The following is a 19,665-nucleotide window of genomic DNA, read 5'->3' as shown; positions in this document are numbered from 1 at the left end:
TTAGTATTAATGTTTGAATTTTCTGATTTGGACGATCATGCCCATTCGTGGGTGGTCAAAGTAATGTACTTCACCACTTATTACACGTCTAAACTGAGAAAAGCGGGCTGACTCTATATCGCCATTTTCTAGTTTTTGGCTAATATCAAAATTAGCTGTAATGTATAAATAATGTCGTAAGTGTATTTTAAATAAACCGTCTAGTTCCCATTCTGCTTTTGATTGGTTTGGGTCGTTAAATAGTTCAGGTTGTGAATTTAATAAACTTATAAAATCAGGATTTGAATAGCTAGGGGTTACGTTGGAATCACTTTTAAGGTGTTTACCTGCTATTAAATGCATACTTGGAGCACGCGATTTACTTGCGCCTTCAAAGCGCCAGCCAGTATGTAGAATAGGTGTTAATCCTTTGCGATCTAGCTGTCGGTACTGCGCTTTAAATTGCAGTTGTTCTGGCGCTAATAAATAAGTTTGCTGCATATCATCTTTAGCAGGTGCTAGAGGTGTTATAGGTAGCTCATCGTAGCTTTGTAGGTAGTTTGTACTGTCACCGCATACACCCGATTGCGGGTTTGAATTAACTAATGAGTCGGTAAAAGAGCGTTTTTGAAAACGCTCATCACCATCTATACAGGCTTGCATTGCTTGCTCTGTATAAAGAGGGGTCATTAAATCTAGAGAGTTTTTATCCTCAATAGCTTTGTGCTTAAGTGTAAAATCTTCTTGCAAATACGGAGCAGGGCGCTGCTTAAATACAAGCACCTCAACCTCAAACCAGCGTTCTGCAAATGCAGTGCTGCTAAACAAGCAGCATAAAATAACTAGCGATTTTTTTAGCAACATTAATGGCTAACCTTTTTTTCGAAATCTGCAATCATTGCAGTGACCATTTTTAAGCGTTCGCGAGCGTTAGCTTCACTAATTGCAAAGCGCAGTTTATTTGCGCCATCCATTTTGTACACCTTAGGCGCACTTTGTATCAAACCAATGATGAAGCTAGGGTTAACCTTAGTATCTTGGCTAAACTCAAAGTAACCACCTTTTGGATTTGCCTCAATTTTTGTTATCCCTAAATTACTTGCCTGCATTTTTAATAGTTGTAGGCTAAATAGGTTTTTAGCGGCATCAGGCAGTAAACCAAAGCGGTCTATAAGTTCTACCTGTAGTTCATCCATATCATCAAGGTTAGCACAACTAGCAACTCGCTTGTACATACCTAGGCGTGCATTTACATCGTGTATGTAGTCATCTGGTAATAATGCAGCCAGTTTTAAATCTACTTCGGTTTGTTTTTTAAGTAGATTTTCAAGCGTTGGCTCTTTTCCTTCACGTAGCGCATTTACGGCTTGCTCGAGCATTTCCATGTACAAGCTAAAACCGATAGTTTGCATTTGACCTGATTGATCGTCGCCAAGTAACTCACCCGCACCACGAATTTCTAAATCGTGTGTAGCGAGGGCAAAACCTGCGCCTAAATCTTCTAACGATTCGATTGCTTGTAAGCGTTTACTCGCATCTTTAGAAAGTGCTTTTGGGTCACCTGTGAGTAAATAGGCATACGCTTGATGATGGCTTCGACCAACTCGTCCACGTAATTGGTGTAATTGCGCAAGGCCAAGTTTATCTGCTCTATCCATAATAATGGTATTGGCTGTTGGTACATCAATACCGGTCTCAATAATCGTGGTACATACCAGCACGTTGTATTTTTGATGATAAAAGTCAGTCATTATTTGCTCAAGCTCTTGCTCGCGCATTTGACCATGGGCTGAGGTGACGCTTGCTTCAGGCACCCATTCACTAATTTCTTGCGCAACACGGTCAATAGTTTCCACATTGTTATGCAAAAAGTAAACTTGGCCACCACGTTTAATTTCACGTAGTACAGCTTCGCGTATTAGTTCTACATCGCGTTGGCGTACAAAGGTTTTTACCGCTAAACGTTTAGCCGGTGGCGTTGCGATTATTGATAAATCGCGCATGCCGCTCATGGCCATGTTAAGTGTACGCGGTATTGGCGTTGCAGTTAGTGTGAGTATGTCTACATCGGCACGCAGGGCTTTAATTTTCTCTTTTTGACGAACACCAAAGCGATGCTCTTCATCAACAATGAGTAAGCCTAAATCGTTAAATTTAATGTCATGCTGAATAAGTTTATGTGTGCCAATAACTATATCGAGCTTACCGTTCGCCATTTTTTCAAGCGTGTCTTTTTGCTCTTTAGTGGAGTTAAAGCGCGAAAGTACACCAACTTCAATAGGAAAATCAGCAAAGCGGTCTTTAAAGTTTTCAAAGTGCTGCTGAGCCAGCAAGGTGGTAGGCACTAAAATGGCTACCTGTTTATCATCGTTAACCGCTACAAAAGCAGCGCGCATGGCCACTTCTGTTTTACCAAAGCCTACGTCACCACACACTAAGCGGTCCATGGCTTGCTTTGATTGCATATCACCTAACACCGCTTCTATGGCGTTGCGCTGATCGTCAGTTTCTTCAAACGGGAAGCTATCGCTAAATTGGCGATATGCAGGGGCGTCTAGAGTAAATTTATTACCGGGTTTTGCTTGGCGCTGTGCATAAATGTCGAGTAATTCGGCTGCTACATCGCGAACTTTTTCAGCCGCACGTTTTTTTGCTTTTTCCCATGCATCTGAGCCAAGCTTATGCAGCGGGGCGCTGGCTTCTTCACCACCAGAGTAACGACTCAGCATATGCAATGCAGATACTGGCACGTACAATTTAGCTTCACTTGCGTAAGTAATCGTAACAAACTCAGTAACTACACCTGCGGCATCAATTGTTTGCAAACCTTGGTAACGGCCAACACCATGATCGAGATGCACAACAGGTTGGCCTTCTTTAAGCTCAGCTAAATTACGGATTAGCGCATCTTGGCTGGCTTCGTACTTGTGCTTGCGGCGTCTGCGTTGAGATACTTTAATACCTAGCAGTTCTTGCTCGGTAATAATAGAAAGGCTTGGTTTAGTACCAAGTACTACACTTTGTTCAAGCGGGCTTACTATTAAACCTACATCACTCGCGCTTTTTGTAAATTGTTCGAGTGTTTCAAATTCTTTAAATTTTAAACCGCTTGGTTTTAGAATGCTCAGTAATGATTCGCGACGACCATCGGATTCAACACTGAGTAATATGCGGCCTTTTTTCTTTTTTTGCTCTGCTACATAATTTATAAACGCGGCATAAGGTTCATGCTGCTTATGATCAATTCTAATCGCTGGTAGCTCGCTAACGCTTAAGTTTTTATTGCCCGCTTTAGTACCAAGCTTTGCAAGAGATAAACGAATACGTGCAAAATTGCCTAAATTAGAAAACAGCTCTTCAATAGGCTGATAAAGCGCATTGGGTTCAAGTAATGGACGAAGTGGGTCAACTCTGCGGTTCTCATAGCGTACATTTACATCGTGCCAAAAATTATCTGCTGCGTGCTCTAAATCACCCAGCTGCATAACAGTTGTTGTATCTGGCAGGTAGTCAAAAATAGTCGCTAGCTTTTCAAAAAACAACGGCATGTAGTATTCGATACCGGCAGGCCAGTTACCTTTGCTTACTTGCATGTATACAGAGTCTTGCTGCGAGCTTGCACCAAATTTTTCGCGGTAGCTTATTCTAAAACGTTCAATATCAGCGTCGTTAGTAGGAAATTCATGCGCTGGAAGTAGCTCAATTTTATCTACTTTTTCATCAGAACGCTGCGTTTCTACATCAAATAAGCGAATTGTGTCGAGTTCGTCATCAAAAAAATCGAGTCTAAATGGATGCGGGCTGCCCATTGGATATAAGTCAACGATAGAGCCGCGTATAGCGTATTCGCCGTGCTCCATTACTTGTTGAACATTTAAATAACCGGCTTGCTCTAAATTGTCACGAAAGTTATGAGTGTCTAGTTTGTCGCCCACTTTAAAGTTTATTGTTGAACCGTAAATAAACGAGGCCGGGGCTGTGCGCAACATTAAGGTAGATACAGGCACAATTAACACACTTTGTTGTTCTTTTTTTAAGGTGTTTAAAGTGGCTAAACGGGCTGAAATAATATCTTGATGGGGAGAAAAGTGATCGTATGGCAGAGTTTCCCAATCAGGAAATACCATTACTGGGTTATCGGGTAATAAATATTCTAATTCTGTTTCAAGGCGTAGTGCGCTTGGTGTATCAGGAGAAACAATCAAGACTAAGTTGTCTTGTTGTTTAACGCCTTCAGCAATGGCAATACTTAAACCACTTCCGCTTAGCTGGCCCCATTGAATTTTATCTTTTTGAGATTTTACCCAAGGCAAGGCTGCCCATTGCTCAAACGCCATTTATTACTCCATTTATAGTTGGCTCTTAGCAAGTAAGAGCCATCTTGAGTTAAGATTTCTTAGTCTCGGTATATTTTTGTTAGGTCTTTATAGTGATCAATTCTACGGTCACGCAAGAACGGCCAGATACGTCTTACGTTTTCTGAGCGTTTTTGATCAATTTCAACAACTAAAATTTGCTCATCAGTATTATTAGCCTCTGCTAATAATTCACCTTGTGGGCCTGCAATGAACGAATTCCCCCAAAACGCAATACCATCGCTTTGCGCACTTGGGTCACTTTCATGGCCGACACGGTTACAGCTAATTACCGGTACACCATTGGCAACAGCATGGGCACGCTGACTAATAACCCACGCATCTTTTTGACGAGTTTGCTCAGCAATGTCGTCGTTAGGATCCCAACCAATAGCGGTTGGGTAAATTAACACCTCAGCGCCTGCCATTGCCATTAAACGCGCAGCTTCAGGAAACCATTGATCCCAACATACTAGCACGCCTAATTTACCCACCGAGGTTTGAATAGGCTCAAAACCGATATCACCTGGGGTAAAGTAGAATTTTTCGTAAAAACCAGGGTCATCAGGAATATGCATTTTGCGGTATTTACCCGCAATACTGCCATCTTGTTCTAATACAACCGCAGTGTTGTGATAAAGGCCCGTAGCGCGTTTTTCAAATAAAGAGGCCACAATAACAATGCTTAGCTCTTTAGCAAGCTCACCTAAGGCGTTACTGCTAGGGCCTGGAATGGTTTCGGCTAAATCAAATACGTCAACATTTTCGGTTTGGCAAAAATAGAGGCTTCGGTGTAGCTCTTGAAGTACAACCAGTTTTGCACCTTTTTGAGCGGCTTCACGAATGGCACTCATTGATTTTGCCATATTGTGCTGAGCGTTATCGGTATTGCTTTGTTGCACTAACGCAACGGTTAATTTTGCAGGGCTTGTCATTGTGCTGCTCCAGCTAAAAATCCACGAGGTAATTGCATTGTAATACAGTGCAGGCTGCCAAATTGTTCAATAATTGGTTGGCAATTTACGCCAATAATAGTGTGTTGTGGGTATGCTTTTTGAACTTGTGCTAGAGCACGTTCATCATTAGCATCATTATACGTTGGCACAAGCACCGCGTTATTAATAATTAAGTAGTTAGCGTAGGTAGCCGGTAAGCGTGTTTGCTCATCGTCATAAGCGGCTTTTGGCCACGGTAACTCAATTAAGTTATATGGGGTGTTATCGGCAGTTTTAAAGGTTTTTAGTTGTTTTTCCATTGCATCAAGTGCGCTAAAGTGCTCATCAGTTTTATCGTCACACTGTACATATACAAGGGTATTATTTGGAGCAAAGCGCACTAAGGTATCAATGTGGCTGTCGGTGTCATCACCCGCTAAATAGCCATGATCAACCCATAAAAAATGTGTTGCGCCCAAGTGCTCTTTTAAAAGTACTTCTATGTCAGCAGGGTTTAAATCTGAGTTACGGTTTTTGTTAAGCAAACATTCGCTGGTTGTTAGCAACACACCATGCTCGTTTATTTCAATACCGCCACCTTCAAGTACCATATCGAGCGCTTGATATTGGTTGTTTGTGCTACTTAGCTCTTTTACCAAAGTACGATTAATTTGATTGTCTAATGCGCTTTCAAATTTATTGCCCCAACCATTAAAAGTAAAATCATATACTTTTAGTTGTTCTGGTGAATCAATAGCGGCGCAAGTAAGCGGACCATGATCGCGCGCCCAGGTATCGTTGGTAGGCGTTACTACAAAATGAACACGTTTAAGAGAGATGTTAGCGCTATTTAGCAATGCTGTAATATGCATTTTTAAGGCACTATTATGCGCCACAATAACAAGCTGTTGCTGCGTTGTTATATGCTTAGCAAGCTCAATATATACAGGTTCTACACGTGCTAAATTATCAGCCCAATCTGTGTCTTTATGAGGCCATGTAAGCATAACAGCGTCTTGCTCGGCCCATTCTGGTAAAAGTCTAAAGTTCATGAATTTTATATACTAATTAAGATGACGCTAGTTTAGCATTTTACATAAAGATGTCAGCTAATTATCACTGTTTAGGTCGGCTTGGTTTTGATCAAGTTCTTGACGTTTTTTAAGTTGACGGGTTTGAGCATGTAAACTCGCTCTAACAATAAGTTCTTGGTCAGTGGTTCTAATTGCGGTAAAGAGCATAGTGTATTGGTAATGTTCGCTATCTTGTTTTTCTACTGCCACAACTTCGGTGTAACAATAAACCGCAGAGGCTTCGTGGTGCAAAAACAGTTTTGTTCTAAATGCTTGGCCAATTGAATGTACTTCGGGTGATGTAAAGCGAATACCGCCCCCGCCGTAGCTATCACATTGAATTGCATTATCTTGGGCTTGTTCTGAGGCCAAAATATGGCTCATTATTAAATCTATTTTACGTGACTGCGCTTGTAAAAATGTAGCTAGTTCTTGTGCTATATCGCCTAAGTTACGCAGCGGGCGTAACGAGCTTTGCTCAAGTTCACTTACTTCATTTGCTAATCTAAATAGTGGGGGGATATCGTCTTCTAGCTCAAGCTGCGATTTAGGAACTTGTCCGTTCGATACGGCGAATAAATTCACTCTTATACTTTCATTAATTTGAAAGTACTGCTCAAACTCACCTAATCTTTCACTATTCATTATGTTCTCCACCACGTATTTATTTAATAGTAGCGTTGTGAGTACTAAATTGCTAGCAGATAAAATAACTCATAGTGGGCTAAATGCTTTGTTTACATTCAATTTTTAACATACTGATTATGAAAATAAATACACTAAGACATATTTAGGGGTAGTTATAAAAAAGCGGCCAATGTCATCCTAACATTGGCCGCTTGGGTATTGATTCATCAGCGCATACTTATTTAAGTAGAGCGGCTAATTCATGTAAATCTTTCACAACGTGATCTGGTTTTTTAGCTAATGGGTAAAGTGCTTTACCTGGGCGCGCAATGAAAGTGGTTTGTAAGCCTGCTTCTTTTGCGCCAGCAACATCCCAGCCATGGGCTGCAACCATCATAGCTTCATTTGGTGCTACATTTAGCTTTTTAAGTACCCATTCATAAGCACGTAAGTCTGGTTTGTAAATTTTAATATCTTCAATGCTGTAACGTGCATCAAAGTAAGACATTAAACCAGCGCTTTCAAACTGTGCCTTTACACCTTTGTTTGAAGAATTTGTAAGGCTTACTAACTTATAGCCCTGAGCTCTAAGTTTTGCCAGTCCTTCTTTAACATCGCTGTGTGGAGGAAGCGTTAAAAGAGGCGTAACAATAGCTGTTTTAGCTTGTTCACTAGTAATATCAATATTGTTATTTTGAGCAACCATAAGGAGTGATGCCACCCCAATTTGCCCAAAGTCGTGATAACTACCGCTTACTGTATCTACTAATGAATGGTGCAGCATAGTCGAAAACCAAAGTGGTAATAAATCTTCACGCCCGCCTAGTGCTTTACCAATAGAGGTACGCATTGACGTTAAATCAAGTAGGGTTTCGTTTACATCAAAAATAAGCACTTTGGGCTTTGTTTGTTCTTTTGGTTCATCAGCGACTGCATAACCAGATACAAGGCTTGTGCCTACAAGTAGTGAAAGAGTAAGTGTTTTTAACGATTTTAAAATAGACATTAGTTATTCTCCGATTCAAGTGCTGCCATAATATCAGTAGGTTCTGCGCGTAGGGTGTAGTCTTCGTTTAAAAATGCGTATGTAATAACACCTTCTTGGTTTATCACATAAGTAGCCGGTAGCGGCAATTTAAAGCTTTTATCGCCGTAGTAGTGTTCAAAATCAATACCAAATTGTGTGTATAACGCTTGAATACGCTCATCAAGTGTAAACAATAAACCAAATTGCTCAGCTACTTTATTACTAACATCTGAAAGCACGTCAAACTCAAGATCGTTTTTTTGTGCAGTTGAGAGAGTTTCATCAGGCAGTTGTGGTGATATTGCGACTAACTGAGCATTTTGAGTTTTAAATTGCGGTAAGTAGTCATTAAGTGCTTTTAGCTCTAAATTACAATATGGGCACCAGCCACCACGATAAAAGCTAATAATTACCGGGCCTTTTTTTAATAAATCCGCAAGCTCAATGTTTTCGCCGTTATGGTTGGCTAGGCTGAAGTTTTCTACCTTTTGACCAATTTGCAACGCATTGTCTTTAATATGCTGTGCAATAAGCTCTTCGTTTGTAGTGTTCATTAATGCTAAAACGTCAGCCGGTAACTTGGCATCTTTTTGTACGTTATAGGCATCTATTTGCGCTTTTAAACTCATGATTGAACCTCAATAATTAGACTATTTGCAATTATAGTGTTTTACATATTTAAATAAACATTGCAAAACTGAAAGCTTCATTCGAAAATGTTAAACATTGAAAAGTGCACAATGGCATCTTTATGTATAATTTAAGCGACCTAGAAACATTTATAGCAGTAGTTGAAAATAAAGGGGTGCTTGCTGCTGCGCGCGAGCAGCGTTTATCGCCTGCAACGGTAAGCCATCGCTTAAGTAAATTAGAACGTGAGCTTGCAACAGTACTTGTTTTTAGAGATAGCCGACGAGTACGGTTATCTCCCGCAGGTGAAATATTTTATACGCGAGTTGGCGCTATAATGGAGGCGCTGCACGACGCTGAGCATAGTATTGGTGCGCGTAGTTCATCTGTGAGTGGTTTATTACGCGTGACTATGCCCCCTTGGATTTTTTCAAAATACGTAATGCCAAGACTTAATGAGTTAGAGCAGGCCTATCCTGAACTAAAACTTGATTTTTTAATTACTGATCATTTTGTAAATGTGGTTGATGACGCACAAGATGTGGCAATTCGTGTAGGACAATTAAATGATTCCGGTTTACTGTCACGAAAAATAGTAAACAACAAACGTATACTTTGCGCAGCTCCTAGCTACATAAAAAAATATGGCATGCCTAAAAGCTTAGCTCAATTGAGCGAACACTATTGGGTTTGCCTGCCGTGGCAGCGCCAATTAAAGCTTTTTGATGAACAAGGTAAAACACATACTTTTAATGCAAGAACACGCTTTACTATTTCTAATTCCGACAATATGACTCAAGCAGCCATTGCAGGTCATGGCATTGCAATTAAATCAATGATAGCTATTCATGAAGATATTAAAAATGGCATTTTAGTTGAAGTTATGCCCGGTGTCATGGCACAAGATGATGCACCAGTTTGGTTTTTGCGTCCGCAAAATAGCTTAACTACCCGCAAAACCGATGTATTTTATGACTTTATGAAATCACTATTTTTGAGCTGCGAATAAGCGTTTAAATGAGCGTTTTACTCCAGTTAAAAACAAATAACCAGTAAGTTCGGCAAGTAAGGCAACTATAATAGCTGCAACAATGGCGGCTATAATAGAGTCTTTTTTTAAAATGATTTGACCTTCGAAGCGTTGCCACACTTGTTGCTTTACATCACACATGCCACTGATCATAGTAAAAATATATGGAGATTGCGCAAACCTATTTACAGCGATTTGTAAGTCTTGTTGTCGTGTGTAAAGTGTACTGATATTACTTGCACCTTTATTCACAATCCCATCATCAATATTTTTATAGTGTTTAATTAGCTTATTTAAATCATTATTAAAATACTTAGCTGCATCGTTTTTAAAAGGCGCAATAGCATTATTAGCTTCAATTAATTGGGCTGATAATGCTTGGCCAAAATCGCTTACAAATGCAGGAATTTGCACTCCAAGTAGTAAACCGAATGCAAAGAAACTAAGCCGGATGTAATCTAAAAATTTACTCATTTATCTTCCTATCCATTTAAATAACCCAGAATTAACATTTGAGCTTGTTTTTATATCAAAAACTCGTAACCTGTCGGTAATAAAAATAACAACAGGTGGATGTTAAGGATGACGAAAAAAGTAAAATTCACGTCAACATTTGTTGATATATCTAAACAGCTCAAACGTTTTGTATCGCGCATTGTTCAACCCGACGATGTAGAAGATATTGTGCAAGAAACCTTTGTAAAAAGCTACGAAGCTGATTTAAAGCAAGATATACAGTTTACCCGCAGTTACATGCTTAAAACAGCAAAACACTTAGCACTTAACCATATAGCTAAGTGGGACAACAAATTTAATGATTCGTTAGAAAATGATAACGAATTACCCGTATTACTCAAATCAATGAAGCTTGAGGATGAATACACATCTAAAGAGCGCTTTTTACTTTTTTGTAGAGCTACTGAGCAACTAAGCTCATCGATTCGTAAATGCTTTATATTAAAAAAAGTTTACGGCATGAGCCAAAAAGAGATCGCAGACCAAATGCAGTTAAGCCAAAGCACTGTTGAAAAACACATTGCCAAAGGATTGTTACAAACCATGTTGTACATGCGGGAACATGAGCAAAGTCCACAAACAAACCCTAAAGCTCAAGCACACCCTATCTCAGTTAAGAGGGTCGCAGAATGAGTAATGTTCATCAATTTAATTCAAAAGATTTAATTTTAGAAAAGTCATGTGATTGGATAAGCGCGATTGATCGTGGTTTAACTGATGATGAAAAAGAGCAATTTAAATTATGGATGATGCAAAGCATCGCCCATCAAGACTCTATATACGAGCTTGCTCAGCTTTGGGATGAGCTTTCGGTATTAAATGAATTAAGTCATTTATTTCCTCAGCGTAACAATACTAAAGCATCAAAAAATAAGTGGATGTTTTCTTACTCAATTGCAGCGAGTTTATTTGCAGCACTAATGGTATGCAGCTACTTATTAATTAATTTAGAAAATGGCTATAACCAAGAGCTTGCAAAAGTTAATTACACTAAAATTTACAAAACAAAAGTAGGCGAGCAAGCAACGTATGTGTTGCCAGATGGCACCATAGTGCAGCTTAATACTAATAGCTTGCTAGAAGTTGCTTATAGCAAAGGCCGCAGGCAGTTATTACTTAGTCGTGGAGAAGGGCGTTTTAATGTAGCAAAAGATGCCACGCGTCCGTTTAGTGTTATGGCCGGCGACAAAAGCTTTACCGCACTCGGTACCGTGTTTAATGTACAGCGTAATACCTCATCAGATTTAGAGCTTGTTGTTACCGAAGGCAAAGTGATGATCACCGACCCTAGTGTAGCGGTTGATGCAAATGACTTTAAAGATTATCAGCTTGCAGATAACAGCACGCAAAAAATTCGTCAAATTAATGCCAATATTGTTACCTCAGGCGAAAAAGTAATTATAGAGCAGAGTGTTACAAAGCCAATTACCCAGCTTTCAATGAACGACGTACAACGCGATTTGGCATGGCAAAATGGCATGCTTATTTTTAATGGAGAAGAGCTAAGCGATGCTTTAAATGAAGTAAGTCGCTATACCGCGACACGTTTTGAGCTTTCATCGGCCGAGCTTGCCAGTATTAAAGTAGCTGGGGTATTTAAAGCGGGTGACGTTGAAGGTTTACTTGAGAGTTTACAAACTAATTTTTCGATTGATCATGAGCGTTTAGGTGAGCATGTAGTAACGCTAAAACACCATACAGAATCATAAGTAGACGTTATGCAAATCAAACTAATGTTAGATAAAGTTGCATCAATAAAGATTGAACGTAAAAAAAACATTAAAAAAAAGAAACAAAGCCATAGAGGATTTTTGTTTGTCAGCTGTTTATATAAGTTGCGCAGTAACCAAACGCATTTATTGAGTGGATTTAGTGTGCTTGTACCGGCTATTTTTAGCTTGAGTGTACAAGCAGCAACTCAAACCACTGGGCAAATGGTGCAATTTGATATAAAAGCGCAGCGAGCAGACAAAGCCTTAATTGAATATGCTAAACAAACAGAGCAAACCGTGGTGTTTTCTTATGAGTTGGCAAAGCAGTATGACGCAAATTCAGTTTATGGATTTTACACTCAGCTAGATGCTCTAGAGGCATTATTAGGTGGGACTGAACTCGATGCGGTTGTTGATCAAAATGGTTTACTGAGTATAAAACTCAAACAAATCAACAGGAATGATAACAACATGATGAAGCTTTCAGCGGTCAGTGCAGCAGTATTACCAGCTTTACTTGCAGTAAATTCGCAAGGTGTAAACGCAGCAGAAGAAGTCGCTCAAGAAAAAATTGAAAAAATTGCTATTGTCGGTAGCCGTGTAGCAGGACGTTCAGTTGAAGATTTACCCGTTCCAGTAGATATCTTAAGTGCAGAAGCGCTTGAAAATACAGGCCAAACAGAAGTTGGTCGTATGCTACAGTCTATCGCCCCTTCATTTAACTTTTCAAGCTCTGCAATTAGTGACGGTACTGATGCTTTAAGACCTGCGACACTTCGCGGTTTGGGCCCCGATCAAACATTGGTTTTAATTAACGGCAAACGTCGTCACCAAGCAAGTATTATTCATATTAATGGCTCTGTTGGGCGTGGTACCGCAGGTACTGACATGAATGCAATTCCAGCCTCTGCAATTAAACGCATTGAAGTATTACGTGATGGCGCTGCTGCTCAGTATGGTTCTGATGCAATTGCAGGTGTTATTAATATTGTGCTTAAGGATGGTAGCGAAGGTGGCAAAGCGGCTATTAACTACGGTCAATATTCTGAAGGCGATGGCGAAACCATCAACCTTGATTTTAATAAAGGCTTTGCGCTAGGTGATGACGGTTATTTAAATACAACTATCAATTACCGTGACCGTGCACCGACTAACCGTGCAGGTTTACATGGCTCTTGTCAGTTTTATGGTTGTACAGAACTAAGTGACGGTACTTTACTTGCTGGCGATCCGCGTGAGCTGACAGCCGATCGTGATACATTCAGAATTGGTGATGCTGATTCTCAGCAGTTTGGTTTAACAATTAATACCGGTTACGAGTTAGGTGATGGCGAGCTTTACGGCTTTATTACTTACTCAACACGTGAAAATGAGTCGGCTGCATTTTTCCGTCATAATGCAAATGCAGGTGGTAACCCAGTACTACAAGATAATGATGCAACGATTCCATTAGGTTTCTTACCAAAAATTAATACAACTATCGACGATATCTCGTACAACTTTGGTTATAAAACTGAGTTTGATAACGATGCAAGCCTTGATGTATCTTACACCTATGGTGAAAACAGCATTGATTACACGACAAGTGATACTATCAATGCCTCATACGCTAACTTTTTACGTTATGATCAAGGTTTAAGTGCTGCTGATATTCGTACAACTATCCCACGTGAAGCGTACGCTTACGGCATGGAATTATCACTGCAAACAATCAATATTGATTTTACGCAAAACTTTGATGATTATTCGTTAGCGATGGGTGCTGAAATTCGTACTGACGAATACCGTATCTTAGAAGGTAGTGAATATGCTTACCGCGATTACGATACTACTAACGGTGTAAGTATTTATAACGGTTTAAGTGGTGGTGTTGGCTCTGAAGATGCATCAGGTGGTTCACAAGGTTTTGGTGGTTCAGCTCCTGCGTCATCAGTTGATGAATCGCGTGATGTAATTTCATTTTACATAGATGCAGAAGCTTATGTGATTGAAGATGTAATTTTATCGGGTGCACTTCGCTACGATAACTACAAAGGCTTCGGTGATACAGTAAACTTTAAGCTTGCTGGTAACTGGTCTGTAACCGACGATATTTCACTACGTGGTGCATTAAGCTCAGGTTTTAGAGCGCCTTCTATGCAACAGCTTTACTTTAATAACGTAAGTACGCAATTTGTTGTTGGTACTAATGGTAATTTAGTTGCAGAAGAGGTTGGTACATTTAGAAATGATTCAACACTTGCGCAAAGCTTAGGTATTCCAAAGCTTAAAGAAGAAAAATCACAAAACCGTAGTTTAGGTATTGTATATAACGTTACAGATAATATTAATGTAACCGTTGATTACTACTCAATTGATATTGACGACCGTATTGTAATTAGTGACCGCTTAGGTAAAGGTTTATCTACAAGCCTTGATGCTGCACTAAATAGTGCGGGTGCTGGCGTAGGTCAGTTCTTCTTAAATGGTGCTGATACAGAAACTCGTGGTGTTGATTTTGTAGCAACGTGGAACACTGAAGGTTTAGGCGGCACGCTTGATTTTACACTTGCAGCTAACTTTACTAAAACAGATGTTGTATCGTTATTTTCGCCTGCTGGCTCAAGCCTTGAGACAGTAAACGTAGAAGATATATTTTCAGCTGAAGACATCTCTATTATTGAAGAGTGGCAACCAGAGGATCGTATTAACTTAAGTGCACTTTATCAACGTGATGATTGGACAGTTAACCTGTCACTTAATCGCTTTGGTGAGTACACAGTAGAAGATGGTGGTCGTCAAACGTATGGCGCAGAAATTTTAACTGACGTTAAAGTTAACTACTTCGTTACTGAAGATTTGTCGGTAAACATTGGTGCAAATAACTTGTTCGATGTTTACCCAGATAAAAATGAAATAGGTAACTCTCGCTCAGGTACTATTGTGGATGCTAGTGGCAACACAGTAATAAGTAGCTCAGGTGTGTTTGACTACTCACGTCGTTCTGCTCCATTTGGATTTAACGGTGCTTACTACTACATAGGCGCAGAATACCGTTTTTAATTAATAACCTCCCTTTCGTTATTTAACTCAAAGGGCCGTAAGGCCCTTTTTTTGGTTTTATATTGGGCTGTTTTATTTAGAAATCAAACTTATTGAATAATCATCGTATTGCTTAATATTATTCATTACACTCATTAAAGTATTATGTGTACTGTTTTCGTCTGCGGTTATAAGTACCGAACTTATTTCATATTTAGCCGCGAACATCGCTAAATTAGACGTAACTTGCTCTAAATCAATTAACCTCCCTGAAAAATATACTCCGTTACTTTCATCAATTCTAAATAAAGCATTTTTAACAGGCTTACCTATTTGAGGGCTGTCGAGTGGTCGGTTTAATTCAATAGCCACAGGTTTTACAAAAGATGTAGTTACAATAAAGAAAATTAGTAATATGAACACTATGTCTAACATCGGGGTCATATCTACATCAGCATTATTTTGCAGTTTACTTAGTTTACTTTTCATATTGGACCTTATTTTTAATTAAATGCTGCGGCGCCACAGCAAGGTTTTAGGTACCTACTAACAAAATTAGCACAGCAAAAATAAATCGTGGTTAAATAAATATTCTAATAACATTAAATATTTGTATTCATTATGTATTTAAAATGTGGCGAAATAAGGTGGTGTTTATAGCAATCTGCTTATATGGGGTCTATTTAGCATCGTTATAGTGTAATTTAATTCGTTAAATTGCTTAAATATCTATGCAGGTTGGTATTAGAGGCAATAAAAAACCCAGCGCTAGGCTGGGTTCTATTTATGCATTATGTAAGCTTAATGCTTTTGCATACGGCTCATTTCTGCATGGCAGCTTTGCATTGTTAATAATGTTTTAGCCAGTGCAGCTTCGCAATCAGCCGGTTGTGGTTTATCCATAGCGGTTTTAATTTCTACAAGCGTTTTATCTTCTACTTCTTCAAGCTCTTTTACATACGTGCTGTCGTTATGTGAGGTGAATGTAGTAAGTAAGGCTGTGTATGCACGTCGTGCTTCAACTGCGAAAGATGAACCATCTTCGCGTTCGCCTTTTTCATTAATTGCATATGGCTGCAAGCGCTCAACACTCACTTTTCGGGCATCTATCATACGCTGAAAAAGGGCGCCAATAGCAGGGTCTTCAACTTTTTCCTGTGCTTTTTGATAAAAGTCGATGCCGCTGTTCATAACTTGAATGATGTCAGTAATATGATTTACTTCTGATCCTTGATGGGTGTTCATAATGACCTCTTTTATTAAATGAATGTATAGTTCAATTTAATAAAAGCAATGTATGTTCCATGTTTTTATTTTCATGTAGTCATTTGATTTTATTGGTTTAATTTCATTTCAGAAAGGGGCTAAGTTAATGAGGAAAGTATTAACCTAGCAATTTTTACATTATATTGTGTAATAAAGTTATTTTAGCTCTTCAGCTACTTCAGCTACTTTTTGGCGTAACCAGATATGGCTCGCATCGCGATGTAACAGTGGGCTCCAAATCATATCAAGCTCAAAAGGAGGAATTGGAAACGGTGGCTCTAAAATTTTAAGCCCCGGATCATCTAAGTATATATTTGCGGCTTTTGAAGGAAGGGTCGCAATCAAATTTTTCTCTTTAGCTAAATGAATCGCTACATGGTAGTTACGCGTAAAAGTGGCAATGTTACGATGTTTACCAAAGTGGGCAAGTGCTTCGTCAACCCAACCAAGTTTTTGCACATCTTTAGGGTCCATGCCCACGCCTACACCAAAACCTGTTTTACTCACCCATATATGGCGCGCTTTTAAGTAGCTGTCGAGGCTAAAGTTTTCAATAATAGGGTTGTCGGCCTTAACTAAGCAGCAAAAACTGTCTTTCCAAATACGTTTATGATGAAAAGACTGAGGTAAGTTTTCAAAACGGTTGATTGCCATATCTACTTTACCGTTTTCTACGTCATGAAAGGTTACATCACTTGGTGTGAGTATATCTAAAGTAGTATCGGGGGCTTCTTCGTGTAGTTTACTTAAGAGCTTTGGCGCTAACGTACTTGCAGCGTAATCACTGGCCATTATTCTAAATACACGTTTACTCTGGCTTGCCTCAAATTCTCTATTAGGTGCTAGGGTTTCTTCAAGCGTCATTAATATGCCACGAATAACGGGTTGTAACTCTAAAGCGCGCTCTGTCGGGACCATACCATCGCTGGTACGAACTAAAATAGGGTCGTTAAATAAGTTACGAAGACGTTTAAGGCCATTACTCATTGCGGGCTGCGTAATACTCAATTGATTAGCAGCGCGTGTTACGTTGCATTCTCGAAGCAATGTATCGAGATAAACGAGTAAATTTAAATCTATTTTACTTATATTCATTGTGTGTCCTTTGCGTCTACCAGTGATGGATAAATCGCTGTGCTGTCGGGTAAGGGTAAATATGACTTACCTGCCCATTTTTTATATTTTGTTGCGCCTGCTTCCAAAAGCTAACATCTATAAGCTCTGGATGAGTGCTGAGAAAAAACTTTTTATACATAGAATTAGGCATTACAAATGTACATAACTGCTCTGGGAATACATCTTGTGGTGCAACAGAGTAACTTTGTTCATCCATTAAATAATCGTCGTAGCTCTTTGCTTTTGGTAATGCTCTAAAGTTCATATCTGTTAGGTATTGAACTTCATCGTAATCGTAAAAAATAATACGTTTGTGCTTACTTACACCAAAGTTTTTTAAGAGCATATCGCCAGGAAATATATTAACGGCAATCATTTCTTTTAGAGCTTGCCCGTATTCTTCAATCGCGTCTGCGGCACTTTCTTCATCAGCATTTTCTAAAAATAAATTGAGTGGTGTCATGCGCCGTTCAATATATAAATGCTTGATGATCAACCATTCGCCTTCAATTACCATTGATGCGCCAATTGTTTTATGTAATTGCGCAAGTAAATTACTATCAAAACGCGCCAAAGGAAATACGACGTTAGAATACTCTATGGTATCGGCCATTCTGCCAACGCGATCATGGTTTTTTACTAGTTGATAACGCTTTAATACGGTATCACGGCCGAAGGGCTTACTTTCACCAAATTTGTCTTTTATTACTTTAAAAACATAACCAAATGAGGGAAGGGTAAATACCATCATCACCATACCGGGAGTACCCGGTGCAATTGTAAACTCATCACTAGAGTGAGATAAGTGATTTAAAAACTCTCGATAAAACTCAGTTTTCCCCTGCTTATGAAAACCCACTGCGTTATAGAGCTCAGCAAGTGTTTTGTTTGGCATAAGCTGATTTAAAAACCGGACAAGTGCTGAAGGTGCATGAGTCTCTACCATAAAGTAGGCGCGGGCAAAGCCAAAAATGACACGCATTTGAGATGATTTAGTTAAAAGTGCATCTAAATATAATCCGTTATCTTCATCGTGCAATACGGCGATTATAAAAGGCTGAACCCCACTTTTTGAAACAACACGACCAACAATATAAGCTGCTTTATTACGATAAAAAGGTGTGTGCAAAATATCAAAGCGCATTTGCCAAGGTTGATGATGTGTATCGGGTGCTTGTTTATAAAAAGCTTTAACAAGAAGGCGAATATCACGCTCTAAATTTACAAATGGGGCTTTAAAATCAAAATGATTAATAATGCGTTTTATTGTTGGCTTTAGGCCATCAACTACTGGAAAGTATGTCCTATATTCAGCCTCAACAGGTACTGAAGGAGCGTCTTTCAAAGTTGCTTTTACAAATATAAAGTCATTATGAAAATAGCGCCTATGGTACAGCCGGCAAAATACAGAATTATAAAAGGTTTCGGCGAGTTCTGCTTGAGGGTGGAAACATAAAAAGTGCTGATATATCTTTTTAACTTCGAGCCATAGGCTTTCATCTAATTGCTCTGTTGGGGTTTCTTTTTTTAGCGCTTGTGTGGTTTCGTTAACACGATCATCATAATAGCTGATACGCAAACGGCTGATATCATTAATTGCTTGCCAATCTTTTTTTGCAAAGGCGAGAGGGGCTTTGGCCGTTGTTTTTTGAAATAGCTGATAGTGCCTTTTAAAACCCGTTAAAATTAATTCAGCAATATGGCGAGGCTGCATTTGCACTCCTTAATAGTCCCTAGAGCTTATACTCTATTGTGTTAAGGGTATGTTATTTTAAGTTTAAAACCAAGATAAATATTACTTGCTAATTAAGAGTGATTTATTGGTATTGAGCTATCTTTTTTTCGAGAATTTTAATTTGTTTAGTAATAACCAATACATCTTTTTTGTACTCTTTATTAATTATTTTTAATTTTTTAGTAATATCTTTGGTAATACGCTTTTTATCATCAATGGCTAAGATATGATTTAACCGCTCTTGTTGTTTGTATTCAGCACGCTCTTTATTACGATCAAGTATTGTTAGTTTATGGTTATTACTGCGAAGCTCTGCCTGTAAGCCAGATAGAAGCCTTTCACGCTCAAGTTCGTTTAGTTGTTTAGTGTAGTCAACCTTAGGACCAGAATACTGATTACCCGTCGTGTTAACTTTATAAGTCGTTGCTTCGTCGTCACACGGCAGTTGAGAAAAGACAGTGCCTTTTTCTGTTACACATTTGTAGTAAGTGGTATCGCTAAAGCTAAAAAAACTGATAAGTAAAAAGCTAGAATGGAGAATATAACGAGAAGTTTTAAACATACATGTCATCCTTGGTTTTTATATCTAACAACAATATAAAACTATAACCTAGCTTGGTGGTATATCAAGCTAGGTTAGGAT

At 39.0% G+C, this 19,665-nt stretch carries 17 protein-coding genes; 4 read left to right on the top strand and 13 right to left on the bottom strand.

Annotated features, from left to right (window positions below; all coding sequences use genetic code 11):
• Positions 1-6: 6 nt before the first annotated feature.
• The 7 genes from GQR39_RS08740 to GQR39_RS08710 all read right to left on the bottom strand — a co-directional run bounded on the left by GQR39_RS08740 (position 7) and on the right by GQR39_RS08710 (position 8,625).
• Complete coding sequence (locus tag GQR39_RS08740; RefSeq protein ID WP_101163971.1) at positions 7-843, bottom strand: peptidoglycan binding protein CsiV; 837 nt, start codon at positions 841-843, stop codon at positions 7-9.
• A complete protein-coding gene (gene mfd, locus GQR39_RS08735) occupies positions 843-4,316 on the bottom strand; it encodes a transcription-repair coupling factor (RefSeq protein WP_165735395.1) in 3,474 nt (1,157 codons plus the stop codon). Before mfd ends, GQR39_RS08740 begins: the two co-directional genes overlap by 1 nt.
• Before the next feature lie 59 nt (positions 4,317-4,375).
• Positions 4,376-5,269, bottom strand: coding sequence for a carbon-nitrogen hydrolase (locus GQR39_RS08730; RefSeq protein ID WP_024608294.1), 894 nt, complete (start codon positions 5,267-5,269; stop codon positions 4,376-4,378).
• On the bottom strand, positions 5,266-6,321 hold the full coding sequence (locus GQR39_RS08725) for an agmatine deiminase family protein (RefSeq protein WP_165735394.1): 1,056 nt from the start codon (positions 6,319-6,321) through the stop codon (positions 5,266-5,268). Before GQR39_RS08725 ends, GQR39_RS08730 begins: the two co-directional genes overlap by 4 nt.
• Before the next feature lie 57 nt (positions 6,322-6,378).
• Complete coding sequence (locus GQR39_RS08720; protein WP_007585675.1) at positions 6,379-6,987, bottom strand: PilZ domain-containing protein; 609 nt, start codon at positions 6,985-6,987, stop codon at positions 6,379-6,381.
• A 220-nt stretch (positions 6,988-7,207) separates the two neighbouring features.
• Complete coding sequence (locus GQR39_RS08715) at positions 7,208-7,975, bottom strand: haloacid dehalogenase type II (protein WP_010554072.1); 768 nt, start codon at positions 7,973-7,975, stop codon at positions 7,208-7,210.
• Positions 7,975-8,625: a peroxiredoxin-like family protein gene (locus tag GQR39_RS08710; protein ID WP_007585680.1), complete on the bottom strand. Its 651-nt coding sequence runs from the start codon at positions 8,623-8,625 to the stop codon at positions 7,975-7,977. Before GQR39_RS08710 ends, GQR39_RS08715 begins: the two co-directional genes overlap by 1 nt.
• A gap of 122 nt (positions 8,626-8,747) precedes the next feature.
• Between GQR39_RS08710 and GQR39_RS08705 the strand changes: the two genes are divergently transcribed.
• Positions 8,748-9,635, top strand: a complete 888-nt coding sequence (locus GQR39_RS08705) for a LysR family transcriptional regulator (RefSeq protein WP_007585683.1) — start codon at positions 8,748-8,750, stop codon at positions 9,633-9,635.
• On the opposite strand, the gene GQR39_RS08700 is transcribed toward GQR39_RS08705, so the two are convergent.
• Positions 9,615-10,130 (bottom strand): DUF2937 family protein, encoded by a 516-nt coding sequence (locus tag GQR39_RS08700; RefSeq protein ID WP_165735393.1) that lies wholly within the window; start codon positions 10,128-10,130, stop codon positions 9,615-9,617. The genes GQR39_RS08705 and GQR39_RS08700 overlap by 21 nt on opposite strands.
• 108 nt (positions 10,131-10,238) lie before the next feature.
• Here GQR39_RS08700 and GQR39_RS08695 point away from each other — a divergent pair, with 108 nt between their 5' ends.
• Genes GQR39_RS08695 through GQR39_RS08685 form a run of 3 tightly spaced genes read left to right on the top strand, consistent with a single transcriptional unit; the run spans position 10,239 to position 14,926 of the window.
• Positions 10,239-10,805 carry an RNA polymerase sigma factor gene (locus GQR39_RS08695; protein WP_002961494.1) on the top strand — a complete coding sequence of 189 codons (567 nt, stop codon included), beginning with the start codon at positions 10,239-10,241 and terminating at the stop codon, positions 10,803-10,805.
• Entirely contained in the window at positions 10,802-11,881 is a 1,080-nt protein-coding gene (locus tag GQR39_RS08690; RefSeq protein ID WP_007585689.1) for a FecR domain-containing protein, read from the top strand. Before GQR39_RS08695 ends, GQR39_RS08690 begins: the two co-directional genes overlap by 4 nt.
• A 9-nt stretch (positions 11,882-11,890) precedes the next feature.
• A complete protein-coding gene (locus GQR39_RS08685; RefSeq protein WP_165735392.1) occupies positions 11,891-14,926 on the top strand; it encodes a TonB-dependent receptor in 3,036 nt (1,011 codons plus the stop codon).
• A 72-nt stretch (positions 14,927-14,998) separates the two neighbouring features.
• Here the strand turns inward: GQR39_RS08685 and GQR39_RS08680 are convergent, their stop codons facing one another.
• The 5 genes from GQR39_RS08680 to GQR39_RS08660 all read right to left on the bottom strand — a co-directional run bounded on the left by GQR39_RS08680 (position 14,999) and on the right by GQR39_RS08660 (position 19,584).
• The gene (locus GQR39_RS08680) at positions 14,999-15,394 is read right to left on the bottom strand and encodes a biopolymer transporter ExbD (protein WP_165735391.1); all 396 of its coding nucleotides are present in this window, start codon (positions 15,392-15,394) and stop codon (positions 14,999-15,001) included.
• 312 nt (positions 15,395-15,706) lie between these two features.
• On the bottom strand, positions 15,707-16,150 hold the full coding sequence (locus GQR39_RS08675; protein ID WP_165735390.1) for a PA2169 family four-helix-bundle protein: 444 nt from the start codon (positions 16,148-16,150) through the stop codon (positions 15,707-15,709).
• 177 nt (positions 16,151-16,327) lie between these two features.
• Entirely contained in the window at positions 16,328-17,266 is a 939-nt protein-coding gene (locus GQR39_RS08670; protein ID WP_002961484.1) for a LysR family transcriptional regulator, read from the bottom strand.
• A 16-nt stretch (positions 17,267-17,282) separates the two neighbouring features.
• Entirely contained in the window at positions 17,283-19,001 is a 1,719-nt protein-coding gene (gene aceK, locus GQR39_RS08665; RefSeq protein ID WP_165735389.1) for a bifunctional isocitrate dehydrogenase kinase/phosphatase, read from the bottom strand.
• A gap of 103 nt (positions 19,002-19,104) precedes the next feature.
• On the bottom strand, positions 19,105-19,584 hold the full coding sequence (locus GQR39_RS08660; RefSeq protein WP_165735388.1) for a DUF4124 domain-containing protein: 480 nt from the start codon (positions 19,582-19,584) through the stop codon (positions 19,105-19,107).
• Positions 19,585-19,665: the final 81 nt, after the last annotated feature.

Origin of the sequence: Pseudoalteromonas sp. C8, assembly GCF_011378685.1 — a bacterium.
GTDB lineage: Bacteria > Pseudomonadota > Gammaproteobacteria > Enterobacterales > Alteromonadaceae > Pseudoalteromonas > Pseudoalteromonas arctica.
Note: the sequence above shows the minus strand (reverse complement) of the source record. Positions and strands in the feature narration are given on the sequence as shown.

Excerpts from the sequence above, each read along its gene's own strand:
- GQR39_RS08680 (WP_165735391.1), bottom strand. The coding sequence starts at position 15,394 with ATGAAAAGTAAACTAAGTAAACTGCAAAATAATGCTGATGTAGATATG.
- mfd (WP_165735395.1), bottom strand. The coding sequence starts at position 4,316 with ATGGCGTTTGAGCAATGGGCAGCCTTGCCTTGGGTAAAATCTCAAAAA.
- GQR39_RS08700 (WP_165735393.1), bottom strand. The coding sequence starts at position 10,130 with ATGAGTAAATTTTTAGATTACATCCGGCTTAGTTTCTTTGCATTCGGT.
- GQR39_RS08720 (WP_007585675.1), bottom strand. The coding sequence starts at position 6,987 with ATGAATAGTGAAAGATTAGGTGAGTTTGAGCAGTACTTTCAAATTAAT.
- GQR39_RS08705 (WP_007585683.1), top strand. The coding sequence starts at position 8,748 with ATGTATAATTTAAGCGACCTAGAAACATTTATAGCAGTAGTTGAAAAT.
- GQR39_RS08725 (WP_165735394.1), bottom strand. The coding sequence starts at position 6,321 with ATGAACTTTAGACTTTTACCAGAATGGGCCGAGCAAGACGCTGTTATG.
- GQR39_RS08660 (WP_165735388.1), bottom strand. The coding sequence starts at position 19,584 with ATGTTTAAAACTTCTCGTTATATTCTCCATTCTAGCTTTTTACTTATC.
- GQR39_RS08740 (WP_101163971.1), bottom strand. The coding sequence starts at position 843 with ATGTTGCTAAAAAAATCGCTAGTTATTTTATGCTGCTTGTTTAGCAGC.
- GQR39_RS08710 (WP_007585680.1), bottom strand. The coding sequence starts at position 8,625 with ATGAGTTTAAAAGCGCAAATAGATGCCTATAACGTACAAAAAGATGCC.
- GQR39_RS08695 (WP_002961494.1), top strand. The coding sequence starts at position 10,239 with ATGACGAAAAAAGTAAAATTCACGTCAACATTTGTTGATATATCTAAA.
- aceK (WP_165735389.1), bottom strand. The coding sequence starts at position 19,001 with ATGCAGCCTCGCCATATTGCTGAATTAATTTTAACGGGTTTTAAAAGG.
- GQR39_RS08675 (WP_165735390.1), bottom strand. The coding sequence starts at position 16,150 with ATGAACACCCATCAAGGATCAGAAGTAAATCATATTACTGACATCATT.
- GQR39_RS08685 (WP_165735392.1), top strand. The coding sequence starts at position 11,891 with ATGCAAATCAAACTAATGTTAGATAAAGTTGCATCAATAAAGATTGAA.
- GQR39_RS08715 (WP_010554072.1), bottom strand. The coding sequence starts at position 7,975 with ATGTCTATTTTAAAATCGTTAAAAACACTTACTCTTTCACTACTTGTA.
- GQR39_RS08670 (WP_002961484.1), bottom strand. The coding sequence starts at position 17,266 with ATGAATATAAGTAAAATAGATTTAAATTTACTCGTTTATCTCGATACA.
- GQR39_RS08730 (WP_024608294.1), bottom strand. The coding sequence starts at position 5,269 with ATGACAAGCCCTGCAAAATTAACCGTTGCGTTAGTGCAACAAAGCAAT.
- GQR39_RS08690 (WP_007585689.1), top strand. The coding sequence starts at position 10,802 with ATGAGTAATGTTCATCAATTTAATTCAAAAGATTTAATTTTAGAAAAG.